The organism is Alcanivorax sp. HI0044, assembly GCF_001634945.1.
The window spans coordinates 1-18100 of sequence record NZ_LWEZ01000014.1 but is presented as its reverse complement, the minus strand read 5'-3'; the positions used below and the strand labels follow the sequence as shown (position 1 = coordinate 18100).

18 protein-coding genes are annotated in these 18100 nt (G+C 60.2%); 15 read left to right on the top strand and 3 right to left on the bottom strand.

Annotated elements, in window-relative coordinates:
• Positions 1–147 precede the first annotated feature (147 nt).
• Positions 148–681, top strand: coding sequence for a hypothetical protein (locus A3730_RS00215; protein WP_063537197.1), 534 nt, complete (start codon positions 148–150; stop codon positions 679–681).
• Positions 682–718: 37 nt separating this feature from the next.
• Here the strand turns inward: A3730_RS00215 and nhaD are convergent, their stop codons facing one another.
• On the bottom strand, positions 719–1948 hold the full coding sequence (gene nhaD / locus A3730_RS00210; protein ID WP_063537195.1) for a sodium:proton antiporter NhaD: 1230 nt from the start codon (positions 1946–1948) through the stop codon (positions 719–721).
• Between the two features lie 267 nt (positions 1949–2215).
• On the opposite strand from nhaD, the gene A3730_RS00205 reads away from it, so the two are divergent.
• The 4 genes from A3730_RS00205 (at position 2216) to A3730_RS00190 (ending at position 7345) form a co-directional block, all read left to right on the top strand.
• Positions 2216–3505 (top strand): imelysin family protein, encoded by a 1290-nt coding sequence (locus A3730_RS00205; protein WP_063537193.1) that lies wholly within the window; start codon positions 2216–2218, stop codon positions 3503–3505.
• 113 nt (positions 3506–3618) lie between these two features.
• Entirely contained in the window at positions 3619–5013 is a 1395-nt protein-coding gene (locus tag A3730_RS00200; protein WP_063537192.1) for a di-heme oxidoredictase family protein, read from the top strand.
• Between the two features lie 36 nt (positions 5014–5049).
• Positions 5050–6084, top strand: coding sequence for an imelysin family protein (locus A3730_RS00195; protein ID WP_082872204.1), 1035 nt, complete (start codon positions 5050–5052; stop codon positions 6082–6084).
• Positions 6085–6232: 148 nt separating this feature from the next.
• The gene (locus tag A3730_RS00190) at positions 6233–7345 is read left to right on the top strand and encodes a DUF1513 domain-containing protein (protein WP_063519861.1); all 1113 of its coding nucleotides are present in this window, start codon (positions 6233–6235) and stop codon (positions 7343–7345) included.
• Positions 7346–7534: 189 nt separating this feature from the next.
• Here A3730_RS00190 and A3730_RS00185 read toward each other — a convergent pair whose 3' ends face one another.
• The gene (locus A3730_RS00185) at positions 7535–7927 is read right to left on the bottom strand and encodes a hypothetical protein (RefSeq protein ID WP_007148686.1); all 393 of its coding nucleotides are present in this window, start codon (positions 7925–7927) and stop codon (positions 7535–7537) included.
• A 170-nt stretch (positions 7928–8097) separates the two neighbouring features.
• A complete protein-coding gene (locus A3730_RS00180; RefSeq protein WP_063519860.1) occupies positions 8098–8514 on the bottom strand; it encodes a helix-turn-helix domain-containing protein in 417 nt (138 codons plus the stop codon).
• Positions 8515–8609: 95 nt separating this feature from the next.
• On the opposite strand from A3730_RS00180, the gene A3730_RS00175 reads away from it, so the two are divergent.
• The 10 genes from A3730_RS00175 to A3730_RS00130 all read left to right on the top strand — a co-directional run.
• A complete protein-coding gene (locus A3730_RS00175) occupies positions 8610–8951 on the top strand; it encodes a DUF3703 domain-containing protein (RefSeq protein WP_063519859.1) in 342 nt (113 codons plus the stop codon).
• 80 nt (positions 8952–9031) lie between these two features.
• Positions 9032–9886, top strand: a complete 855-nt coding sequence (locus tag A3730_RS00170; RefSeq protein WP_063519864.1) for a cation diffusion facilitator family transporter — start codon at positions 9032–9034, stop codon at positions 9884–9886.
• 119 nt (positions 9887–10005) lie between these two features.
• Complete coding sequence (locus tag A3730_RS00165; RefSeq protein WP_063519858.1) at positions 10006–10221, top strand: DUF3820 family protein; 216 nt, start codon at positions 10006–10008, stop codon at positions 10219–10221.
• Positions 10222–10280: 59 nt separating this feature from the next.
• Entirely contained in the window at positions 10281–10961 is a 681-nt protein-coding gene (locus A3730_RS00160; protein ID WP_082872203.1) for a DUF4336 domain-containing protein, read from the top strand.
• A 232-nt stretch (positions 10962–11193) separates the two neighbouring features.
• Positions 11194–12354 (top strand): efflux RND transporter periplasmic adaptor subunit, encoded by a 1161-nt coding sequence (locus A3730_RS00155; RefSeq protein ID WP_063537191.1) that lies wholly within the window; start codon positions 11194–11196, stop codon positions 12352–12354.
• Positions 12354–14288: a MacB family efflux pump subunit gene (locus A3730_RS00150; protein WP_063519600.1), complete on the top strand. Its 1935-nt coding sequence runs from the start codon at positions 12354–12356 to the stop codon at positions 14286–14288. Before A3730_RS00155 ends, A3730_RS00150 begins: the two co-directional genes overlap by 1 nt.
• Positions 14281–15684, top strand: a complete 1404-nt coding sequence (locus A3730_RS00145) for an efflux transporter outer membrane subunit (RefSeq protein WP_063537189.1) — start codon at positions 14281–14283, stop codon at positions 15682–15684. Before A3730_RS00150 ends, A3730_RS00145 begins: the two co-directional genes overlap by 8 nt.
• Positions 15685–15757: 73 nt before the next feature.
• Positions 15758–16630 (top strand): histone deacetylase, encoded by an 873-nt coding sequence (locus tag A3730_RS00140; protein WP_063537187.1) that lies wholly within the window; start codon positions 15758–15760, stop codon positions 16628–16630.
• A gap of 95 nt (positions 16631–16725) precedes the next feature.
• Positions 16726–17109 (top strand): sirohydrochlorin chelatase, encoded by a 384-nt coding sequence (locus A3730_RS00135; protein ID WP_063520080.1) that lies wholly within the window; start codon positions 16726–16728, stop codon positions 17107–17109.
• A gap of 16 nt (positions 17110–17125) precedes the next feature.
• Positions 17126–18100 (top strand): RNA polymerase sigma factor (locus tag A3730_RS00130; protein WP_063537185.1); only part of this gene is annotated, 975 nt, incomplete at its 3' end.

Below are 18100 nucleotides of genomic sequence, written 5' to 3'. Positions count from 1 at the left end.
CCTCTGTGCCCCGAATGGGGTATAGATTGCGAGCCAGCCTGAAAGACTGAGCATGCAAGGAGTTATTCAGAGGTTCCTTAGCCCTCGGGGTCCGGGGGCTTTTTCGGTATGCTTCTGTCTGGTTTTTCCAGGGACGGGAGTCACTCTATGGCCATTGGGCCACTCAGCTGGCCGCTGCTGCTGCAAACGGCGCGTCGGCATTTTTCCCTTTTCTTCATGCTCTTCTTCTTTCTTGGCTTGCCGTTTGCGGCGGTTGGCGTCGGTCTGCTCTGGTTTGAAGGTGGCGATGATTGGGGGGCGGCGTTTGGCGGGGCCTTCTTTGCGCTGGTCGGCATTGGGGTCATGATCATGGCGTTGGTGACCAGTGCAAGCAGCATTGGCTATTACTACGAGCGGGCCTTGCTCAGAGAACACGGCACCAATGTGGATGGGGTGGTGTTGTCAGTGACGCAATACAATGAGCCCGAGGACGGAGAGGAAACGCTGTGGTTGCTGCGTTTCCGTTATAGCTGCCATGGGGAGCCTCATGAAGGGGAGGCGGTTCTGCCGGATGAGGAATGGATGAGCCGGCTGGGCGAGAATGACTGGGCGCCGTTACGGGCACTCAAGCCACGCCCGGCGTATGCAGAACCCCGCTGGCGAAAATGGAAAAATCAGCTGCAGCGCGAAGGCCGCTGGTAGGCCGGACCGGGAACCCCGGTCCGGCGTATAGCTGGGGCTACAGAAGCTGGCCGAGCCCAAGGACCGCAGCAAAACCAACACTATAGGCCACCAACAGATAGCCGAAATATCGCAGGTAGCTGCCGAATGTCAGCGCTTCGATCTTGCTCATGGCGATCACGCCGGCGGCGGAGCCGATGACAAGAAGTGCGCCACCCACCCCGACCGAATAGGTCAGCGACAGCCACTGGGCCAGGTTCATTTCGATGCCGGAATTGAGCAGGGCGGCGGTGAGCGGCACGTTGTCAAACAGGGCCGACGCCAGGCCCACCAGGAAGTTGGCGGCCACCGGTGGCATCACGTCATACAGTGCCGGGAAGTAGGCCAGCATTCCCAGTTCCTTGAGCATGCCGACCAGCAGCAATACGCCCAGGAAAAACAGCAGGGTGTCGAACTCGATCTTGCGAATGTATTCCAGAATCGGTTCGTCCTTGTTCAGGAACTGCACCACCATGAACATCAAGGACAGGCCGAACAGGAAACACAGCACCGGCGGAATGCCGAAGGCCACGTTGGCGGCGATGGTGCCGACAATGGTGGCGAAGAACAGCAGGGCGATAACCTTGTCGCCGCGCTCGATGGCGCTGCTTTTTTTCTGGATATGCACCTCGCCACTGAGTCCCAGAGAGAGCATCAAGGCGAGCACGGCCACGGCGCCGGCGGCGGGCAGGCTGAGCAGCAGCAGGTCCGGAATTTCCACTTTGCCGGCCAGGAAGATCATCAGCGTGGTGACATCGCCGGTGATCAGGGCAGTGCCGCCGGCATTCACCGAGAACACCACCAGCACCACGTAGCGCATCAGTTTCTTCGCCGGCAGGTTCAGATTCATCAGCACGGCGATGCACACCAGAGTGGCGGTAATGTTGTCGGCCATGGAGGAGAACAGAAAGGCAAACAGGCCGGTGAGCAGCATCAATTTACGTTCGCTGATGTGTTCGGGCAGCAGCTTGTTGACCAGGCTGTCGATAATGCCCTTACCGGACAGGTAGGCCACAAAGGTCATGGCGGCCATCAGGAACAGCCACAGGGTAGCAATATCCAGCAGGTTTTCATTCAGGCTTTCCATCAGCGCGTCGTGACTGAGGTGGGCCGGCGGGGCAATAAAGAACAAAAGCCAGGCGAATGACCCGAAAAACAGGGTGGTTTTCGCTTTATCAATATGAACGATGTCTTCGACGACGATGGACAAAAAGCCCAGCGCCACCAGGATCAGCAAAACGGTAGTCATAACGGGCGACTCGCACTATGGGCAGAGAGTGAAGAGTGGAGGGCGGCGCTATTCTAGGCGTTTTGTGAACAGTGTTCACCGGAAACGGCCTGTTTATCCCGAAGAATCCGATGAATTACGGTGAAAAAAACGCAGGGAATGTGCAAATTTTGCACGCACCCCTTTAAAAAGATGAGAATAATTCGCATTATGTGCGCCCAGACTGTTTCCGCGCCGGCTCTGATCTGCGCGTTTGCTTGTGATGTTTGATCTGATCGAGGAATTTTCATGCTGACCCGCCTGTCCACCGGAGGCCTGTTGCTGGCCTCCCTGTTTCTGTCTGCCTGTAGTGACGAACCGCAATCCACGGATGCAGATGTGGCCCCGGCTTATGATGATGCCCTTGGCAGGCAGGTGGTTAGCCACTATGGCGATGTGGCCTTGGCGACGTATAGCGATGCGTTGGCCGGTGCCTGCGAGTTGAAAACGCAGATCGGCACGCTATTGGCCGCGCCCACCGAGGCCAACCTGGCCGCCGCCCGCGATGCCTGGCGTGCCGCGCGGGTGCCCTACATGCAGACTGAAGTATTCCGCTTCGGCAATGCTGTGGTGGATGAATGGGAAGGGCAGGTGAATGCCTGGCCGCTGGATGAAGGCCTGATCGATTACGTGAACGAGGACTATCAGGCGGTGATGGGCAACCCCGGTGCCCGCGCCAATATTATTGCCAGCGAGTCATTGAAAATCGGTGAACAGACCCTGGACCTGAGCGACCTGAACGCGGAACTGTTGGCCAGCCTCAACGAACTGGGCGGTTCCGAGGTGAACGTGGCTACCGGTTACCACGCCATTGAATTCTTGCTGTGGGGCCAGGACCTGAACGGCACTGACGCCGGTGCCGGCCAGCGCCCGGCAACGGATTTCGCCACCGGCCCGGACGCAACGGGTGGTCATAACGAGCGTCGGCGCGAATACCTGTCGGTAGTGACCGATCTGCTTATCGACGATCTGGAAGTGATGGTGGATGAATGGCGACCGGGTGAAGAAAATTACCGGGCCGAACTGGAAGCGGACAGCGTGGAAAACGGCCTGCGCAAGATGCTGTTCGGCATGGGCAGCCTGTCGTTGGGCGAGCTGGCCGGCGAGCGCATGAAAGTGGCGCTGGCGGCGCACTCCCCGGAAGACGAGCACGACTGCTTCAGCGATAACACCCATGCGTCGCACTTCTATAATGGCAAGGGCATTCGCAATGTGTATCTGGGCGAGTATCAGCGGAGCAACGGGGAAACCCTGACCGGCCCCTCGCTGAGCGACCTGGTGGCGGCGAACCAGCCGGCGGCGGACAGCCAGCTGAAAACCGACCTGAACGCCAGCGAGGCGGCGCTGCAGGTGCTGGTAGATAGCGCCAACAACGGGACCCATTTCGATCAGCTGATTGCCCCGGGCAATGCCCAGGGTGCCGACACGGTGAATGCCGCCATTGGTGCCCTGGTCGTGCAGACCACCAGCATCGAGAAAGCGGCGCGGGTGTTGAACATCCAGGCCCTGAACCCGGATACCGCCAATCACAGTTTCTGACGCCAGAACCGGAAAGACGCGCATGCACACGGGGCGGCGGCCCCCTTAGGGCTGCAGGCGCGCTTCTCTAGCCAGCTGTCCGCCAGCCATCAAGAAAGAAGGAAGACTGCCCCTTGCGATATCTCCCGTTGACCCTTGCCGCCCTGCTGGCGGCCTGTGATGCCGGCCCCTCGTTTACCGAAGCCGAACCTGGCGAGGTGTTGTCTGCGGGTGAAGCCACGGTGACCAAGACGGACCAGAACGCCTTCTCTCTGCCGTTGGCCAATTTGTCGCCGTCGCGGCGGCTGGATTTCAGCGTGGGCAACAGCTTTTTCCGCAACCCCTGGGTAATCGCGCCGGCCTCCACCGATGCCCGTGACGGGCTGGGGCCGCTGTTCAACACCAACGCGTGCCAGAACTGTCATATCAAGGATGGTCGCGGGCACCCGCCCGCACCTGATGCCAGGCAGGCGGTGTCCATGCTGGTGCGCTTGTCGGTGCCGGCGGGGACCGACGATGACCTGACCCGGAGCGGCTTGATGCCCGAGCCAACCTACGGCGGGCAGTTTCAGGATGCGGCCATTCCGGGTGTTGAACCGGAGGGGCGGGTACGGGTCGATTACCGCACCCGGATCGTCACGTTTGAGGACGGTTATCAGGTGGCTCTGCGCGTCCCCCGCCTGAGCTTCAGCAACCTGGCGTATGGCGAGATGCACCCGGCGACGCTGTTTTCCGCGCGCATTGCACCGCCGGTGATTGGGTTGGGGCTGCTGGAAGCGATTCCGGAAGCGGACCTGCTGGCCCATGCCGACCCGGAGGATGAGGACGGTGATGGTATCAGTGGCCGGGCCAACCGGGTCTGGGATCGCAGCAACAACACCACCGCCATGGGGCGTTTCGGCTGGAAAGCCGGCCAGCCCAGTTTGCGCCAGCAGAATGCGGAAGCTTTCGCCAATGACATGGGGCTGACCAGCCATCTGGTGCCAACGGATTCCTGTTCCGCTGCCCAGCCCGATTGCCTGGCCATGCCCAATGGCGGCGAGGTGGAAGTGAGCGACTCGATTCTCGACAACGTCACTTTCTATACCCGCAATCTGGCGGTTCCCGCCCGCCGGGATGTGGATGATGCGCAGGTGCTGGCGGGCAAGAGCCTGTTCTTCCAGGCTAACTGCCAGGGCTGCCATGTGCCGGTGTTCACCACCGGTGCCGACGCCGCCGAACCGGAGCTGGCTAACCAGACCATCCGGCCCTATACCGACATGTTGCTGCATGACATGGGGCCGGGTCTGGCAGACGGTCGCCCGGAGTTCCTGGCCAATGGTCAGGAATGGCGCACGCCGCCGCTCTGGGGTATCGGCCTCACCGAGGCGGTGAATGGCCACACCCAGTTTCTGCACGATGGCCGCGCCCGCAACCTGATGGAGGCGATCCTCTGGCATGGCGGCGAAGCGGCCGGGTCGCGGGACGCGGTACTGGCGTTTGACGCCGAGCAACGGGCGGCGCTGTTGGCGTTTCTGAACTCTTTGTAATTTTTTCTGTAACGGTTCCAAGGTTGAGGATGGATCATGCGTGCTTTGATTGTGCTGGTGTCAGTTTCCTTGTCGATGCTGCTGACGGCGTGCAGTAACCCGCGTCAGGAAGTCACAGTGCAGCTGGCCAACGAGCTGCTGCTGCCGGCCCATCAGCAGTGGCGCGACAGCAATGCTGCCCTGGTAGACGCGGTGGAGGCGTACTGCACAGCTCCACAGGCATCTGTGGATGATCTGGAAACCGCGTTTTATCAGGCCCAGTCCCGGTGGTCGCACCTGCAACCGTTAATGGTCGGGCCGTTATCCGAAGGCAACCGCAGCTGGCAGGTTCAGTTCTGGCCGGACAAACGCAACATGGTGGTTCGCCAGACGGAATCGTTGCTGGACGAGACGGATTCGTTGACCGGTGAGCAGCTGGAGAAGGCCAGCGTGGTGGTGCAGGGGCTGACGGCGTTTGAGTATGTGCTGTTTGATCAATCGGTCGCCCTGGCGGAGAAGCATGACCGCTACTGCCCGCTGCTGACCGGTATCGCCGGTCATCAGCTGGCGCTGTCCGAGTCGGTGCTGGCGCTGTGGAATGAGCCGGGCGGCATGCTGGCGCAGTTGCGCGACTTCCCCAATGAGCGTTACGCCACGGCGGATGAAGGCCTGGCGGCAATTCTGCGCACGCAGATCACCGGGGTGGATGTGCTGAAGAAAAAACTGGGCACCCCCATGGGGCGGCTGAATCAGGGCGTGGCGCAGCCTTACCAGGCGGAAGCGTGGCGTAGCCGGCAGTCCATTGAAAACCTGCAGGCGTCGTTGCAGGGCGCGCAGGCGGTATGGGAGCGGGTGCGTTCGCTGGTGAGCGATGCGGCCCTGGTGAAAGACATCGACCAGGCCTATGCGGATGTGGCCAACCAGCTTGCGGCTTTGCCAGCGCCGTTGATGGAGCTGGTGCAGGCGCCGCAACACAGCGAGACGCTGACGACGCTCTATGCCGCGCTGGATAATCTGGAAAACCGTCAGCAGACGGAGTTGGCTCGCAATCTCAATATCCAGATCGGTTTTAACGCCAACGATGGGGATTAGGGTCAGTTGCGAGTTGCGAGTTGCGAGTTGCGAGTTGCGAGTTAAAAGCTAAAAGCTAAAAGTTAAAAAAGCGCGGGAGGGTGTGTCGATAATTCAACGTCGTGCCCGCGCTTCATTGCGATGCCATAGCGGGCTTGCGGAGAGCGTTATGTCACTAACACGACGGAAGTTGCTGGGGGCTGGTGCGGCGATGGCCGGCCTGGCCGCGTTGGGTGGCTGGTCACTGTGGACCGGCACGGCGGGTGAATCACCCCTGCTGCTTTCTGCGCGCAACGATGACGACGGTCAGCACTATGCGGTGGGTTACTACCTGAGCGGCAAACGGGCGTTTGCCACGCCGGTGCCCGAGCGCTGCCACGCGGTGGCCCGCCATCCGTTTCTGCCGGTGGCGTTGTATGTGGGGCGCCGCCCGGCCCGGGAAAGTTACTTGATTGACCTGCGCGATGGCCGACTGCTGCAAACCCTGCACAGTCAGCCGGATCGGCACTTCTATGGCCATGCTGTATTCCATGCCCGCGGCGAGTGGCTATACACCACCGAAAACGATACCCGCGAACCAGGGCGCGGTGTGCTGGGGCGGTACCGGTTGGATCGGGCTGCTTTGCAGCTAGTCCATGACGGCGAAGCGACCACCCACGGTGTCGGTCCCCACGAGCTGGCCTGGATGCCGGACGGCGAATCCCTGGTGATCGGTAATGGGGGAATTCGTACCGAAGGCGGCAGCCGTGAGGAAATGAACCTGGACGCCATGGCGCCCAGCCTGGTGATCATGAGCCGCCATGGCGAATTGATCAGCAAGGAAACTTTGGCCGACGCTCAAAGCAGCATCCGCCACCTGGATGTGGCTGCCGATGGCACCGTGATTACCGGCCAGCAGTACCATGGCCCGGCCTACAACAGTGTGCCGTTACTGGCGATCAAGCGGCCCGGGGAAGCCTATCAACCGTTCCCGGTCAGCCGGGCACAACTGGCGATGATGGATCAATACACGGCCAGCATTGCCATTCACAGCGAGCAGCGGCAAGTGGCCATGACCGCGCCACGGGGAAACCGTTTCTTTATCTGGGATCTGGATAGCGGCGATACGCTGCTGGATGCGCCCATGTCCGACTGTGCCGGTGTTGGCGCGGTGCCGGGTGGTTTTGCGGTGACCTCGGGGCAGGGCAAATGCCGCTACTACGATAGCCGCACCGCAGAGGTACAAAGCCAGTGGCTGGAACTGCCGGGGGGGTGGTGGGATAACCACCTGTGGCTGAGTTAAGGCGTGCATCCTGCCGCTTAACCAACGTTGTTTGCATCGCGGTGGGACCACCGTTCTCACCAGTCAGGGGACGTCGGCTTTTCGGTAGGAGTGCCTCTTGAGGCGCGAACCTCAGAGCGGGAAACCGGCAATGCGTTTAAGCCCGGCAAGCCGGGCTTAAACGTGACAGCTTTTGGCGATATGCGGATGTCAGTCGTGCCAGTTGGACACCTTGCCGGAGCACACCCAGTCCTTGGAGCCTTTTACCACACCAATGGAGTTGTAGCTGTAGCGGCCATTGGCATTGTGGGTAGACCAGCTTTTAGTGTTGCCCGCGCCGATGCCGGAAGCGCCGCAATCCTCGGAACCGTTCTTGCGCTCGTTACAGAAGCGGGCATAGATGCGGTGGCTGCAGGTGTTGCGGTAGGTAATGATGAAGTTGTCCTTGCTGTATTCACTCCATTTGGTTTTGTGCACCACCATGCAGGGGCCACCGCTACTGTTGCGGGCATCCCAGCAGGTGTCGTCGTCGACGCTGGAATAATAATCAGCGGCAGCAAACTGTGAGGCGAATAGTGCGGCAATGCCAATGGTCCATTTCATGGTCGTTCCCCTTGTTCCCTTCATTGATGACCTTATTGGCCCGGTAAACGGGCCCGTTGCAACAATTGTAGGAAACTGGGGAAAAAACGCCTCACCCATATGGGGTATATCGGTATGGAAGCTGTTGTAAAAGTGTCAGCGTCCGGCAGGTCAGGGCGCTGTGGCCGGGATTACCCGCTGTGGTCGGTCAGGCACTGCCCGTGATCGCTTAGTAGCTCAATCACCCGGCATTCGCCCGGGTGTCCTTTCTCGCATTCGCCGATCATCCGGTCCAATTCGTTGCGCAGGGCAGTCAGTGCGCTGATGCGGTTTTGTACGGCGTCCCGGTGTCGCCGGGCGACGGCATCGGCATGCTGATGCTGTTCGCTGAGCGCCAGCAGCTCGCGGATGTTATCCAGGGTGAAGCCCAGCTCCCGGCTGTGGCGGATAAACTGCAGCCGTTCCCGGTGGCTGCGGTGATAACGGCGCTGGCCCCCTTCGCTGCGGGCGGGCTCGGGCATCAGGCCAATTTTTTCGTAATAACGGATGGTCTCCACCTTGCAGCCGGTGGCGCTGCTGAGGGTGCCGATGGAAAAGAGGGTAGACATGATGACCTCGTTATAATGGATAACCGGACTTGAACCTGTAGTCACTATAGCTTTTTTAATGGAGCCAGGGTGAAACAGAATCAAGGAGCAGGGTGATGCACGACAGGCAACGACGGGCGTTTTACGCCGCCATGGAGGCGGCACGGCGGGCTTATGCCAGCCAGGACTGGGACCGGGCGTTTGCCCAGTTGGAGCGGGCGCATATTCTGGGGCAGCGACGGGTCGGCGCGCATACCCTGAGCCACTGGTGGATGTTGAAAGTGGGCTGGCAACGCCGCGAGGCGCGGGAAATCCGCGGACAGATGCTACGCCTGTTGGCGGCGCTGGTCATGTCGCGGTTATGGGTGCCGGTCGGCAATACCGGCGGCGCCAATGTGAACCCGCTGCAGCCCATGCCGATTCCCGATGCGCTGCGCGACGTGATGGAGGAACGATGATGCATGATCACTCTTCACATGCGCCACATTCGCCGCATTCACATACCCACGGTCACGGTGATGAGGACCGGGCCATCGGAATGGCGTTCTGGCTGAATTTCACCTTCACCATCATCGAATTTGTCGGTGGGCTGATGGTGAATTCGGTGGCGATTCTGTCCGATGCGGTACACGACCTGGGCGATACCCTGGCCATCGGCATGGGTTGGGTGCTGGGCAAAGTCAGCCGCAAACAGGCGGACCAGCGCTTCAGCTATGGCTACCAGCGGTTGTCAGTGCTGGCTGCGTTGCTCAATGCGCTGGTGCTGATTGCCGGGTCGATCTTCGTGATCAGCGAAGCCATTCCCCGCCTGTGGGCACCGGAAATGCCCAATGCCACCGGCATGCTGGCGTTGGCCATTCTCGGGGTGACGGTAAACGGTATTGGTGCCTGGCGGTTACTGCGCCAGTCCTCGTTGAATGCCAGTGTGATTCGCTGGCATCTGCTGGAGGATGTGCTGGGCTGGGTGGCCGTGTTGGTGGTGTCGCTGGTGCTGATGGTCTGGGAAATCCCGATTCTCGATCCCATTCTGTCCATCGGTTTCACCCTGTTTATTCTGTTCAATGTGGCGCGCAATGTATGGGCATCGTTGAAGGTCTTCCTGCAAGCGGTGCCGACGGAGGTGGATACCGATGCTCTGGTGGACGCCTTGCAGGCACCGCCGGCCGTAGCCGGTGTGCACCATGTCCATGTGTGGAGTCTGGACGGCCAGCAGCATGTGTTCAGCGCCCATATCAAGTTGGGTGGTGAGCCGCCCATGGAGGAGCTGCGGGGGCTCAAATCCCGCTTCAGCGCGCTGGTGAAGGAATACGGTTTTGCCCACTCCACCATCGAATTGGAATGGCCGGAGGAGATGTGCCGTAACGCTGAGCAGGGTAATGAAGAGGGTGAATGATGGGGGTTGTGCTTGGCGGTAAGGTGGCTGGGCTGTAGGCTGCATAACGTAATGGGGGCCGGGTGATCGTCCCTTTCCTCTCTGGCCACGGCCCGCCCCTGCCATCACGATGGATACCTATGGATTTCAAACACGAAGACTTGACCGCTCTGGTCGAACGCACCATGCCGTTTGGTAAATATGCCGGGCGGGTGCTGATTGATCTCCCTGAGCCTTATCTGCTGTGGTTCACCAAAAAAGGCTTTCCGAAGGGCGAGTTGGGGCGGCTGATGGCGCTGGCCTTGATGCTGAAAATGGACGGCACGGAAAACTTGCTGGAGCCATTGCGTAAATAGGCTGTATCCGCTGAATCAAGCAGGTATCCTGAGGTCATTGTCATGTTCAGGAGCCAGCTGTGCCGTTACTCGATGTTGTTGCCAATAATGTGTGGGCGTATTCGGTTCCCCATAGCTTCATGGGGCTACACATGGGTGCCCGCATGACCGTGATCAAATTGTCTGCTGGCGGTTTGCTGCTGCATTCCCCGGTGCCGGTGGATGAGCCTCTTGCCCAGGAGCTGGCGGCGTTGGGCGAGGTGACCCACATTGTTTGCCCCAATCTTTTTCACCATGTTTTTGCCGCTGAAGTGAAACAGCGTTACCCGCAGGCGGTGTTGCACGGGCCGGCGAAACTGGCGAGCAAGCGCAAGGATCTGTCGCTGGATGCGGTACTCTCGGAAACACCCCATCCGGACTGGGGAGATGACTTTGAGCTGGTCTTTATTGAAGGCTCCATGTTGCACGAGACGGTGTTCTACCATCAGGCCAGCAAGACCCTGATTGCGGCGGACCTGATTGAAAACTTTCATCAATGTGACCACGGTTTCACCCGCTGGTACCTGAAGCTGGGAGGGCTGTGGAAGTCCCCGGGTTGGCATCCGGTGCTGCGCCTGGTCTACCTGAATCGTCGCAAGGCCCGCGCCAGCGTCACCCGCATTCTGGAGTGGCCCTTCGAAAGGCTCAGCCTGGCCCACGGTGAGGTGATCACTGAAAACGCCCGCAACCAGGTCCGTCATGGGATGGAGTGGTTGTTCTAGGGAATAGCTACAAGCTACAAGACTGGATAGGGAAACAGGGAACGTTCCCTGGTTTTCCTTTTCAACTTTTCACTTTGAACTTTCAACTGATCTTTCGCGGGCAGAGCGGTTAACGTGTGGCCGCGCCCCCAATCCGCGTTGCAGCTTGTAGCTTGTTCCCCTCCCCTCCACATTTCTTGCAACTTTTCCCGCTATATTCCTCAACCATCATTACTGGTCTGTGGAATTGCCCATGTCCCGCTGGATTCGCCGTTATCCGAAAGCGGCTCTTTTGTTTGTCATTCTGATGGTATCCCTGCTGCTTGCCGGTTGGCGCTGGGGGTTTACGTCGGCGCCGGTTACGCAGTGGCAAACGGCGACGGTGGAGCGTGGCGACGTGGAAGAACTGGTCACTGCGCTGGGCACCCTGGAGCCGGGCGATTATGTGGACGTGGGTGCGCAGGTCTCCGGCCAGCTTACCCGGCTGCATGTGGATGTGGGTGACAGTGTGGAGCAGGGCCAATTGCTGGCGGAAATCGACGCCTCTGTACAGCAAACCCAGGTGGACGCGGGCCTGGCGGAACTGGAAGCCCTGCGAGCGCAGCTGGAGCAACGTGAAGCCGAGCTGAATCTGGCCGAACTGCAGTTTCAGCGCCAACAGCGGCTGCGTGCTGCCAATGCCACCAGTGACGATGCTTTTCAGAGCGCCCGTTCCACGCGGGTCATTACCCGCGCCCAGATCAAGGTATTGAAAGCCCAGATTCGTCAGAAGCAGGCCAGCGTGGAAGGCGACCAGGCCAACCTTGGGTACGCAAAAATCTATGCGCCACGCAGTGGCACTGTGGTCAGCCTGGAGGCCCGCGAAGGGCAGACCCTCAATGCCAACCAGACCACGCCGACGCTGATGCGGATCGCCGACCTGTCCACCATGACGGTATCGACCCAGGTCTCGGAAGCGGATGTGGATCGCCTCGCGGCAGGCATGCCGGTCTACTTCAACACCCTGGGCAATGGCCAGGTGCGTTATGACAGCACCTTGCGCCAGGTGCTGCCCACCCCGGAAGTGGTGAACAACGTGGTGCTGTACACCGCCGAATTCGATATCGCCAACCCCCAGGGCAAGCTGATGTCGGGGATGACGGCCCAGGTGTTTTTTGTCGTGAACTCGGAAAAGGATGTGCTGAACCTGCCGGTGGCGGCGGTGAAACGTAATGATCGTGGCCAGTGGCAGGTGCAGGTTCCGGGCAGTGATGGTCAGCCACAGAACAAGACGGTGAAAGCCGGCATCAATAACCGGGTGCGCACGGTGATTCTCGAAGGCTTGAACGAAGGGGATACGGTGCTGCTGGGGCAGGCCGCCCGGCAAGCCGCCGGGGCGTCAAAAGACCGTCCGCGTCGCGGCGGATTGTTCTGATGGCACTGATCGAACTGGCGGGCATCCGCAAACGTTACCCGGCCGGTGAGCAGGAAGTGGAAGTCCTGCATGGCATCGACCTGTCCATCGAGGCGGGCGAATTTGTGGCCATCATGGGTAGCTCCGGGTCCGGCAAATCCACACTGATGCACATTCTGGGTTGCCTGGATCAACCCAGTGACGGAGTTTACCGCTTCGCCGGGCGGGCGGTGACCGACATGGACCATGAGCAGCTGGCCTGGCTGCGCCGGGAGATGTTCGGTTTTGTATTCCAGAGCTACCACCTGATAGGCACCGCCAGCGCCTGGGAAAATGTGGCCCTGCCCGCCATTTATGCGGGGCTGCCCCGAGAAGAGCGCAAACAGCGCGCCCAGACCCTGCTCGCTGATCTGGGCTTGCAGGACAAACTGGAAAACCGGCCCAACCAACTGTCCGGTGGCCAGCAGCAGCGGGTATCCATTGCCCGTGCCTTGATGAACGGAGGCAAGGTGATTCTCGCCGATGAACCCACTGGCGCGCTGGACAGCGTTAGCGGTGACGCGGTGATGGGCCAGCTCAAGGCGCTGGCGGAACAAGGTCACACGGTGATCGTGATTACCCACGATGCTGCGGTGGCTGAGCACGCGGACCGGGTAGTGGAAATCCGCGACGGACAGGTGATTGATGATCGCCGTCGCCGCCCGCACCGTGTGGAGGCGGCCCACGCCGTGCCGCAACCGACGCAGGAAAGCCGCTTTCCAGACCTGGGTGAAGTGCTGGAATCCGTGGTCATGGCGTTGCGCTCATTGCACGCCAACTGGCTGCGCACCTTGCTTACCTTGCTCGGTATTGTGATCGGTGTGGGCTCGGTGGTGGTGATGCTGGCCATTGGCCAGGGCGCCAAGGAAGACGTGGTGGCCCGCATTGGCGAGCGCGGTGTGAACCTGCTGGTGATCCGGCCGGACCGGGGCCAACAGCGCGTTGCCGACGGCGTGATCGCCACCCTGGTGCCGGAGGATGCCGAAGCCCTGAAAACCCTGCCCAATATTCGCGTTGCCGTACCGGAAATTTCCGGCGGCGTAACGGCGCGGGCCAACGGCAAGGATATTTCCACCAGTGTGCAGGCGGTGAGTGCGGATTACCCCAGCCTGCGCGACTGGGAGCCGGTGCAAGGGGTGTATTTCAACAGCAGCGATGAAGCCAGCTACGCGCCGGTGGCCGTGATTGGGCAGACGGTGAAAGCCAACCTGTTTCCGGACAGTGATCCGTTGGGCCAGTTTCTGTTGCTCAACAGTATTCCCTTCCAGGTAATCGGTGTGATGAGCCGCCAGGGGGCGACCGACTGGGGGGATGATCAGGATGATGTGGTGTTCGTGCCCTTGTCGACGGGCACCCTGCGCCTGTTCGGCCAGAATTATCTGCGTTCCATCACCCTGGCCGTGGATGACGTTACCGCCATCGATGAGACCGAAACCGCGGCGGTTAACCTGTTGACCCAGCGTCACGGGAAGGAGGATGTGCGGGTTTTCAATATGGCGTCCTTGTTGGATATGGTGTCGGAAACCCAGAACACCCTGACGTTGCTGCTGGGCTCCATCGCGGCGATTTCATTATTGGTGGGGGGGATCGGGGTGATGAACATCATGCTGGTGAGCGTCACCGAGCGTATTCACGAAATTGGTATCCGCATGGCCACCGGCGCTCGTCAGCGCAATATCCTGCAGCAGTTTCTTACCGAAGCGGTGGTGGTGTCTGCGCTGGGTGGCGTGATCGGTGTGGTGATTGGGGTACTGGTGGGCTGGCTGCTGGACGCTTTCGGCATGGCCATTGTGTTCTCGGTGCCAGTGATGGTGGCCGCGTTTGTTTGTGCCGCGGGCATCGGCCTGTTGTTTGGCTTTGCCCCCGCATTGAAGGCCGCGCGTCTGAACCCTGTGGAGGCACTCAGTAATGACTAAGACAATAAACAAGCGGGTATGGGTGACGGTTGTTGTTCTGTTATCCGGCTGCGCCATGCGGTCCGGGCTGGAGGCGCCCGAACAAAACATGCCGGCACAATGGCTTAACCAGCAGCAGGCCAGCGAAGCCATGGTGCATCACCCGCAATGGTGGCAGCAGTTCAACAGTGCGGAACTGGATCGGTTGGTGGACCAGGCGCTGGCGGCTAACACGGATTTACTGGCGGCGACGGCGCGGGTCGAGCAAGCGGATGCGCAACTCAGTCAGGCTGGTTCAGCCCTGTTCCCGACCCTGGGGTTGGGCGCCGGCGGCAGCCGCAGTGGTGTATTTGGCGAAAGCGGTAGCAGTGAAAGCTACAACGCCTCCGTGAGTGCCAGCTACGAGCTGGACCTGTGGGGGCAGCTTCGCAATAGCCGTGATGTGGCGCGGGCCTCCCTGCTGGCCAGCCAGTTCAGTCGCGATACCGTGCAGCTCACGGTGATTGCCAGTGTGGTGAATACCTATCTGCAGGTGCTGTATCTGCAGGACAATCTGGCCCTGTCGGAAGAGAATCTGGCGCTGGCCCAACAAGTGCTGGATGTGGTGCAGGCCAAGGTAGAGAACGGTGCCGTCTCCCCCCAGGATCTGGCCCAGCAGAAAACCGTGGTCGCCAATGTGAAAGCGCAGTTGCCGTCCTTGCGTCACCAGCTGCGGCAAAGCCGTTATGCGCTGGCGGTATTGGTGGGAGAAATGCCGCAGGCATTCCAGGTGGGTGGCGGCACCCTGAGCAATCTGCAGCTGCCGGAGATCCAGGCCGGTTTACCGGATCAGGTGCTGGCCCAGCGCCCGGATATTGCCCAGGCCCAGGCCAGCCTGATGGCTGCGGATTATTCTGTGGCCGCCGCCCGGGCGGACTACTGGCCCTCCATCACGCTCACCGGTAGTGGCGGTTATGCCAGCAGCGCCCTGTCGTCGTTGTTCAATGGCGATGCGGTGTACAGCCTGGGCGTGTCGTTGGCGCAAACCCTGTTTGATGGTGGTGCCCGCAATGCGCGGATCAATCAGAGCAAGGCCGCCTGGCAAGAGCAGGTGGCCAGTTATACCGGCACCTTGCTGGTGGCCCTGCAGGAAGTGGAGCAATCGTTGAGTAATGTGCAGGGGTTGGCCGAGCAGCAGCAGTATCGTGAAGAGGCATACCAGCAAGCCGAGGAAGCCTATCGGGTGGCGCAGGTGCGTTATCAGGAAGGCGAAACCGAGCTCACCGACGTGCTCAGCGCGCAAAGCAGTTTTAACAGTGCGCGCCAGAACAGCCTGGATCTGATCTACAACCAGTATCAGTCGCGCATCACTCTGTACCGGGTATTGGGTGAAGGGGGTGAGAGGGATGGAGGGAGCAAGGCACCTGCGGAACCCTGAAGTGCCCCTGGTTTGCCGCTTGATCCGCTAACCGACACAATACGGCGATCGAGTCCAGCCTGTCAGGTCGCCCGTGCTGCCGCTTGTTTATCATCCCGAATACAGCTTTCCCTTTCCCGGCAAACATCGTTTTCCCATGGAAAAATTTGCCCGGCTGCATGGCTACCTGCGCAGCCGGGGTATTGCCCATGGCGATAACGAATTCCGCCCCGGCCGGGCCAAGGCGGCACTGTTAAGTCAGGCTCACTGCCCGCAATACGTATCAGCCATGGTGAACGGGACGCTGGATGCCAGGGCGCTACGGCGCATGGGGTTGCCGTGGAGCGAAGCCTTGATGACGGCGCAGCTGGCACTGCAGCACGGTATCGCCTGTCATCTGGCCGGCGGCACCCATCACGCCCACTACGATTTCGGTTCCGGTTTCTGCATCTTCAATGATCAGGCGTTTGCGGTGCGCCAGTTACTGAACCGGGGCGTGGTGAAAAAAGCCCTGATGTTTGATTGCGATGTGCATCAGGGCGATGGCACTGCAGCCATGCTGACAGATGAGCCTCGGGCGTTTACCTGCTCCATTCATTGCGAGAAAAACTTTCCGGTGCGCAAGATGAAAAGCGATCTGGATGTGGGGTTGCCGCTGGGTATGACGGATCAGGACTATCTGGATACGGTGTTTGAGACGCTGGATCGATTACTGGATTCAGTGCAGCCGGATCTGGTTTTTTATGACGCCGGCGTGGATATCTTTCAGCACGATCCGTTGGGGCGCCTGCATATTTCCGAGCAGGGTATCGCCGATCGCGACCGGGGCGTCCTTGCCCGTTGTCGTCAGCGTAACGTTCCTGTGGCCACGGTGATCGGGGGCGGCTACGATGATGATCGTGACGCACTGGCGCAGCGCCATGCAATCGTCATAGAGCAAGCCTTTGAGTTAAAAGTTGAAAGTTAAAAGTTCAAACGTGGTCAGGGCCGGTGGTATGAATTACGTTTTGTGTCGCTTTTAACTTTCCACTTTTAACTTTCAACTGCTCCGAAGGAGCTCTCATGTCCAAAGCCCTGTTGATCATGGCCCATGGCAGCCGCAGTGAAACGGCCAACGACGAGTTTCGTGCGCTGGTGGACACCGTGGCGGAATCTGCCCACGCCGCCGGGCAGGAATACGTGGCCGTATTGCCCTGTTTTCTCGAGTTGGCGACTCCCTCTTTGATTGAAGCGATTCAACAGCTGGAACATCAGCCGGTGAAAACCGTGCAGCTTTACCCGTTGTTCTTCAACAAGGGGAAACACGTGGGCAAGGATATTCCGGCACAAATTGAAGAGGCCCGCGAGCGTTTTCCTGATCTGGATATCGAATTGATGCACTATTTTGGCAGTGCCGCCGGGCTCGCACCGCTGGTGGTGCAACATCTTCAGGAACAGGAAAACTGACCCGGACCCGGCTGTCATGGATGACATGGAAACCACGCTTCAACGGATTTTTGCCAGCGAGTCCCGCCGGGTACTGGCGACACTGATTCGTCTGCTGGGGGATTTCGACCTGGCAGAAGATGCCTTGCAGGAAGCGTTTGTCGCCGCCCTGAGGCAATGGCCGGAAGACGGCGTGCCAGACAACCCCCGTGCCTGGCTGGTCTCTGCGGGGCGCTTCAAGGCCATCGATCAGTTACGCCGCCGTGCCCGTTACGACGCGCTATTGCGTGAGCAGGCGGATCACCTTGCCGCCCAGGCGACGGTGGAAATGGAGATAGAGAATGCCGCCATCGAGGATGACCGGCTGCGCCTGATCTTCACCTGTTGCCACCCGGGGCTGGCGGCGCAAGCACAGGTGGCGCTGACATTACGGGAAGTGTGTGGACTCACCACGGAAGCCATCGCCCGCGCCTTTCTCAGCAAACCCGCCACCGTAGCCCAGCGTATTGTCCGCGCCAAGGGCAAGATCCGCGATGCGAAAATTCCCTACGAGGTGCCGGAAGGCGCGGCATTGGCGGAACGTCTGCAGTCGGTCCTGCAGGTGATCTATCTGGTGTTCAACGAGGGCTATCTGGCATCGTCCGGCGAGCAGGCGTTGCGCCATGATCTCAGTGAGGAAGCGATTCGCCTGGCCGAGCTGGTGCTGGCCTTGTTGGCGGAACGCACCGACCAGCCGGACCCGGAATGCCAGGGCTTGCTGGCGCTGATGTTGCTTCACCATGCTCGTCGGGCCACGCGAACGGATGCGCAAGGCGAGCTGGTGCTACTGGAAAACCAGCAGCGCAGCCTCTGGGACCGGCAGGAAATCCAGCGCGCCGATCAGCTGGTGCGCCAAGCCTTGCTGTCACGGCGCTTCGGGCCTTATACCCTGCAGGCCGCCATTGCGGCAGTGCATGCACAGTCACCCAGCAGTGCGGAGACCGACTGGCAGGAAATCGACGGACTCTATGAT

What these genes read in the sequence shown, in the direction of transcription:
- A3730_RS00215 (WP_063537197.1), top strand. Translation starts at nt 148, where the DNA reads ATGGCCATTGGGCCACTCAGCTGGCCGCTGCTGCTGCAAACGGCGCGT.
- nhaD (WP_063537195.1), bottom strand. Translation starts at nt 1,948, where the DNA reads ATGACTACCGTTTTGCTGATCCTGGTGGCGCTGGGCTTTTTGTCCATC.
- A3730_RS00205 (WP_063537193.1), top strand. Translation starts at nt 2,216, where the DNA reads ATGCTGACCCGCCTGTCCACCGGAGGCCTGTTGCTGGCCTCCCTGTTT.
- A3730_RS00195 (WP_082872204.1), top strand. Translation starts at nt 5,050, where the DNA reads ATGCGTGCTTTGATTGTGCTGGTGTCAGTTTCCTTGTCGATGCTGCTG.
- A3730_RS00190 (WP_063519861.1), top strand. Translation starts at nt 6,233, where the DNA reads ATGTCACTAACACGACGGAAGTTGCTGGGGGCTGGTGCGGCGATGGCC.
- A3730_RS00185 (WP_007148686.1), bottom strand. Translation starts at nt 7,927, where the DNA reads ATGAAATGGACCATTGGCATTGCCGCACTATTCGCCTCACAGTTTGCT.
- A3730_RS00180 (WP_063519860.1), bottom strand. Translation starts at nt 8,514, where the DNA reads ATGTCTACCCTCTTTTCCATCGGCACCCTCAGCAGCGCCACCGGCTGC.
- A3730_RS00175 (WP_063519859.1), top strand. Translation starts at nt 8,610, where the DNA reads ATGCACGACAGGCAACGACGGGCGTTTTACGCCGCCATGGAGGCGGCA.
- A3730_RS00170 (WP_063519864.1), top strand. Translation starts at nt 9,032, where the DNA reads ATGGCGTTCTGGCTGAATTTCACCTTCACCATCATCGAATTTGTCGGT.
- A3730_RS00165 (WP_063519858.1), top strand. Translation starts at nt 10,006, where the DNA reads ATGGATTTCAAACACGAAGACTTGACCGCTCTGGTCGAACGCACCATG.
- A3730_RS00155 (WP_063537191.1), top strand. Translation starts at nt 11,194, where the DNA reads ATGTCCCGCTGGATTCGCCGTTATCCGAAAGCGGCTCTTTTGTTTGTC.
- A3730_RS00150 (WP_063519600.1), top strand. Translation starts at nt 12,354, where the DNA reads ATGGCACTGATCGAACTGGCGGGCATCCGCAAACGTTACCCGGCCGGT.
- A3730_RS00145 (WP_063537189.1), top strand. Translation starts at nt 14,281, where the DNA reads ATGACTAAGACAATAAACAAGCGGGTATGGGTGACGGTTGTTGTTCTG.
- A3730_RS00135 (WP_063520080.1), top strand. Translation starts at nt 16,726, where the DNA reads ATGTCCAAAGCCCTGTTGATCATGGCCCATGGCAGCCGCAGTGAAACG.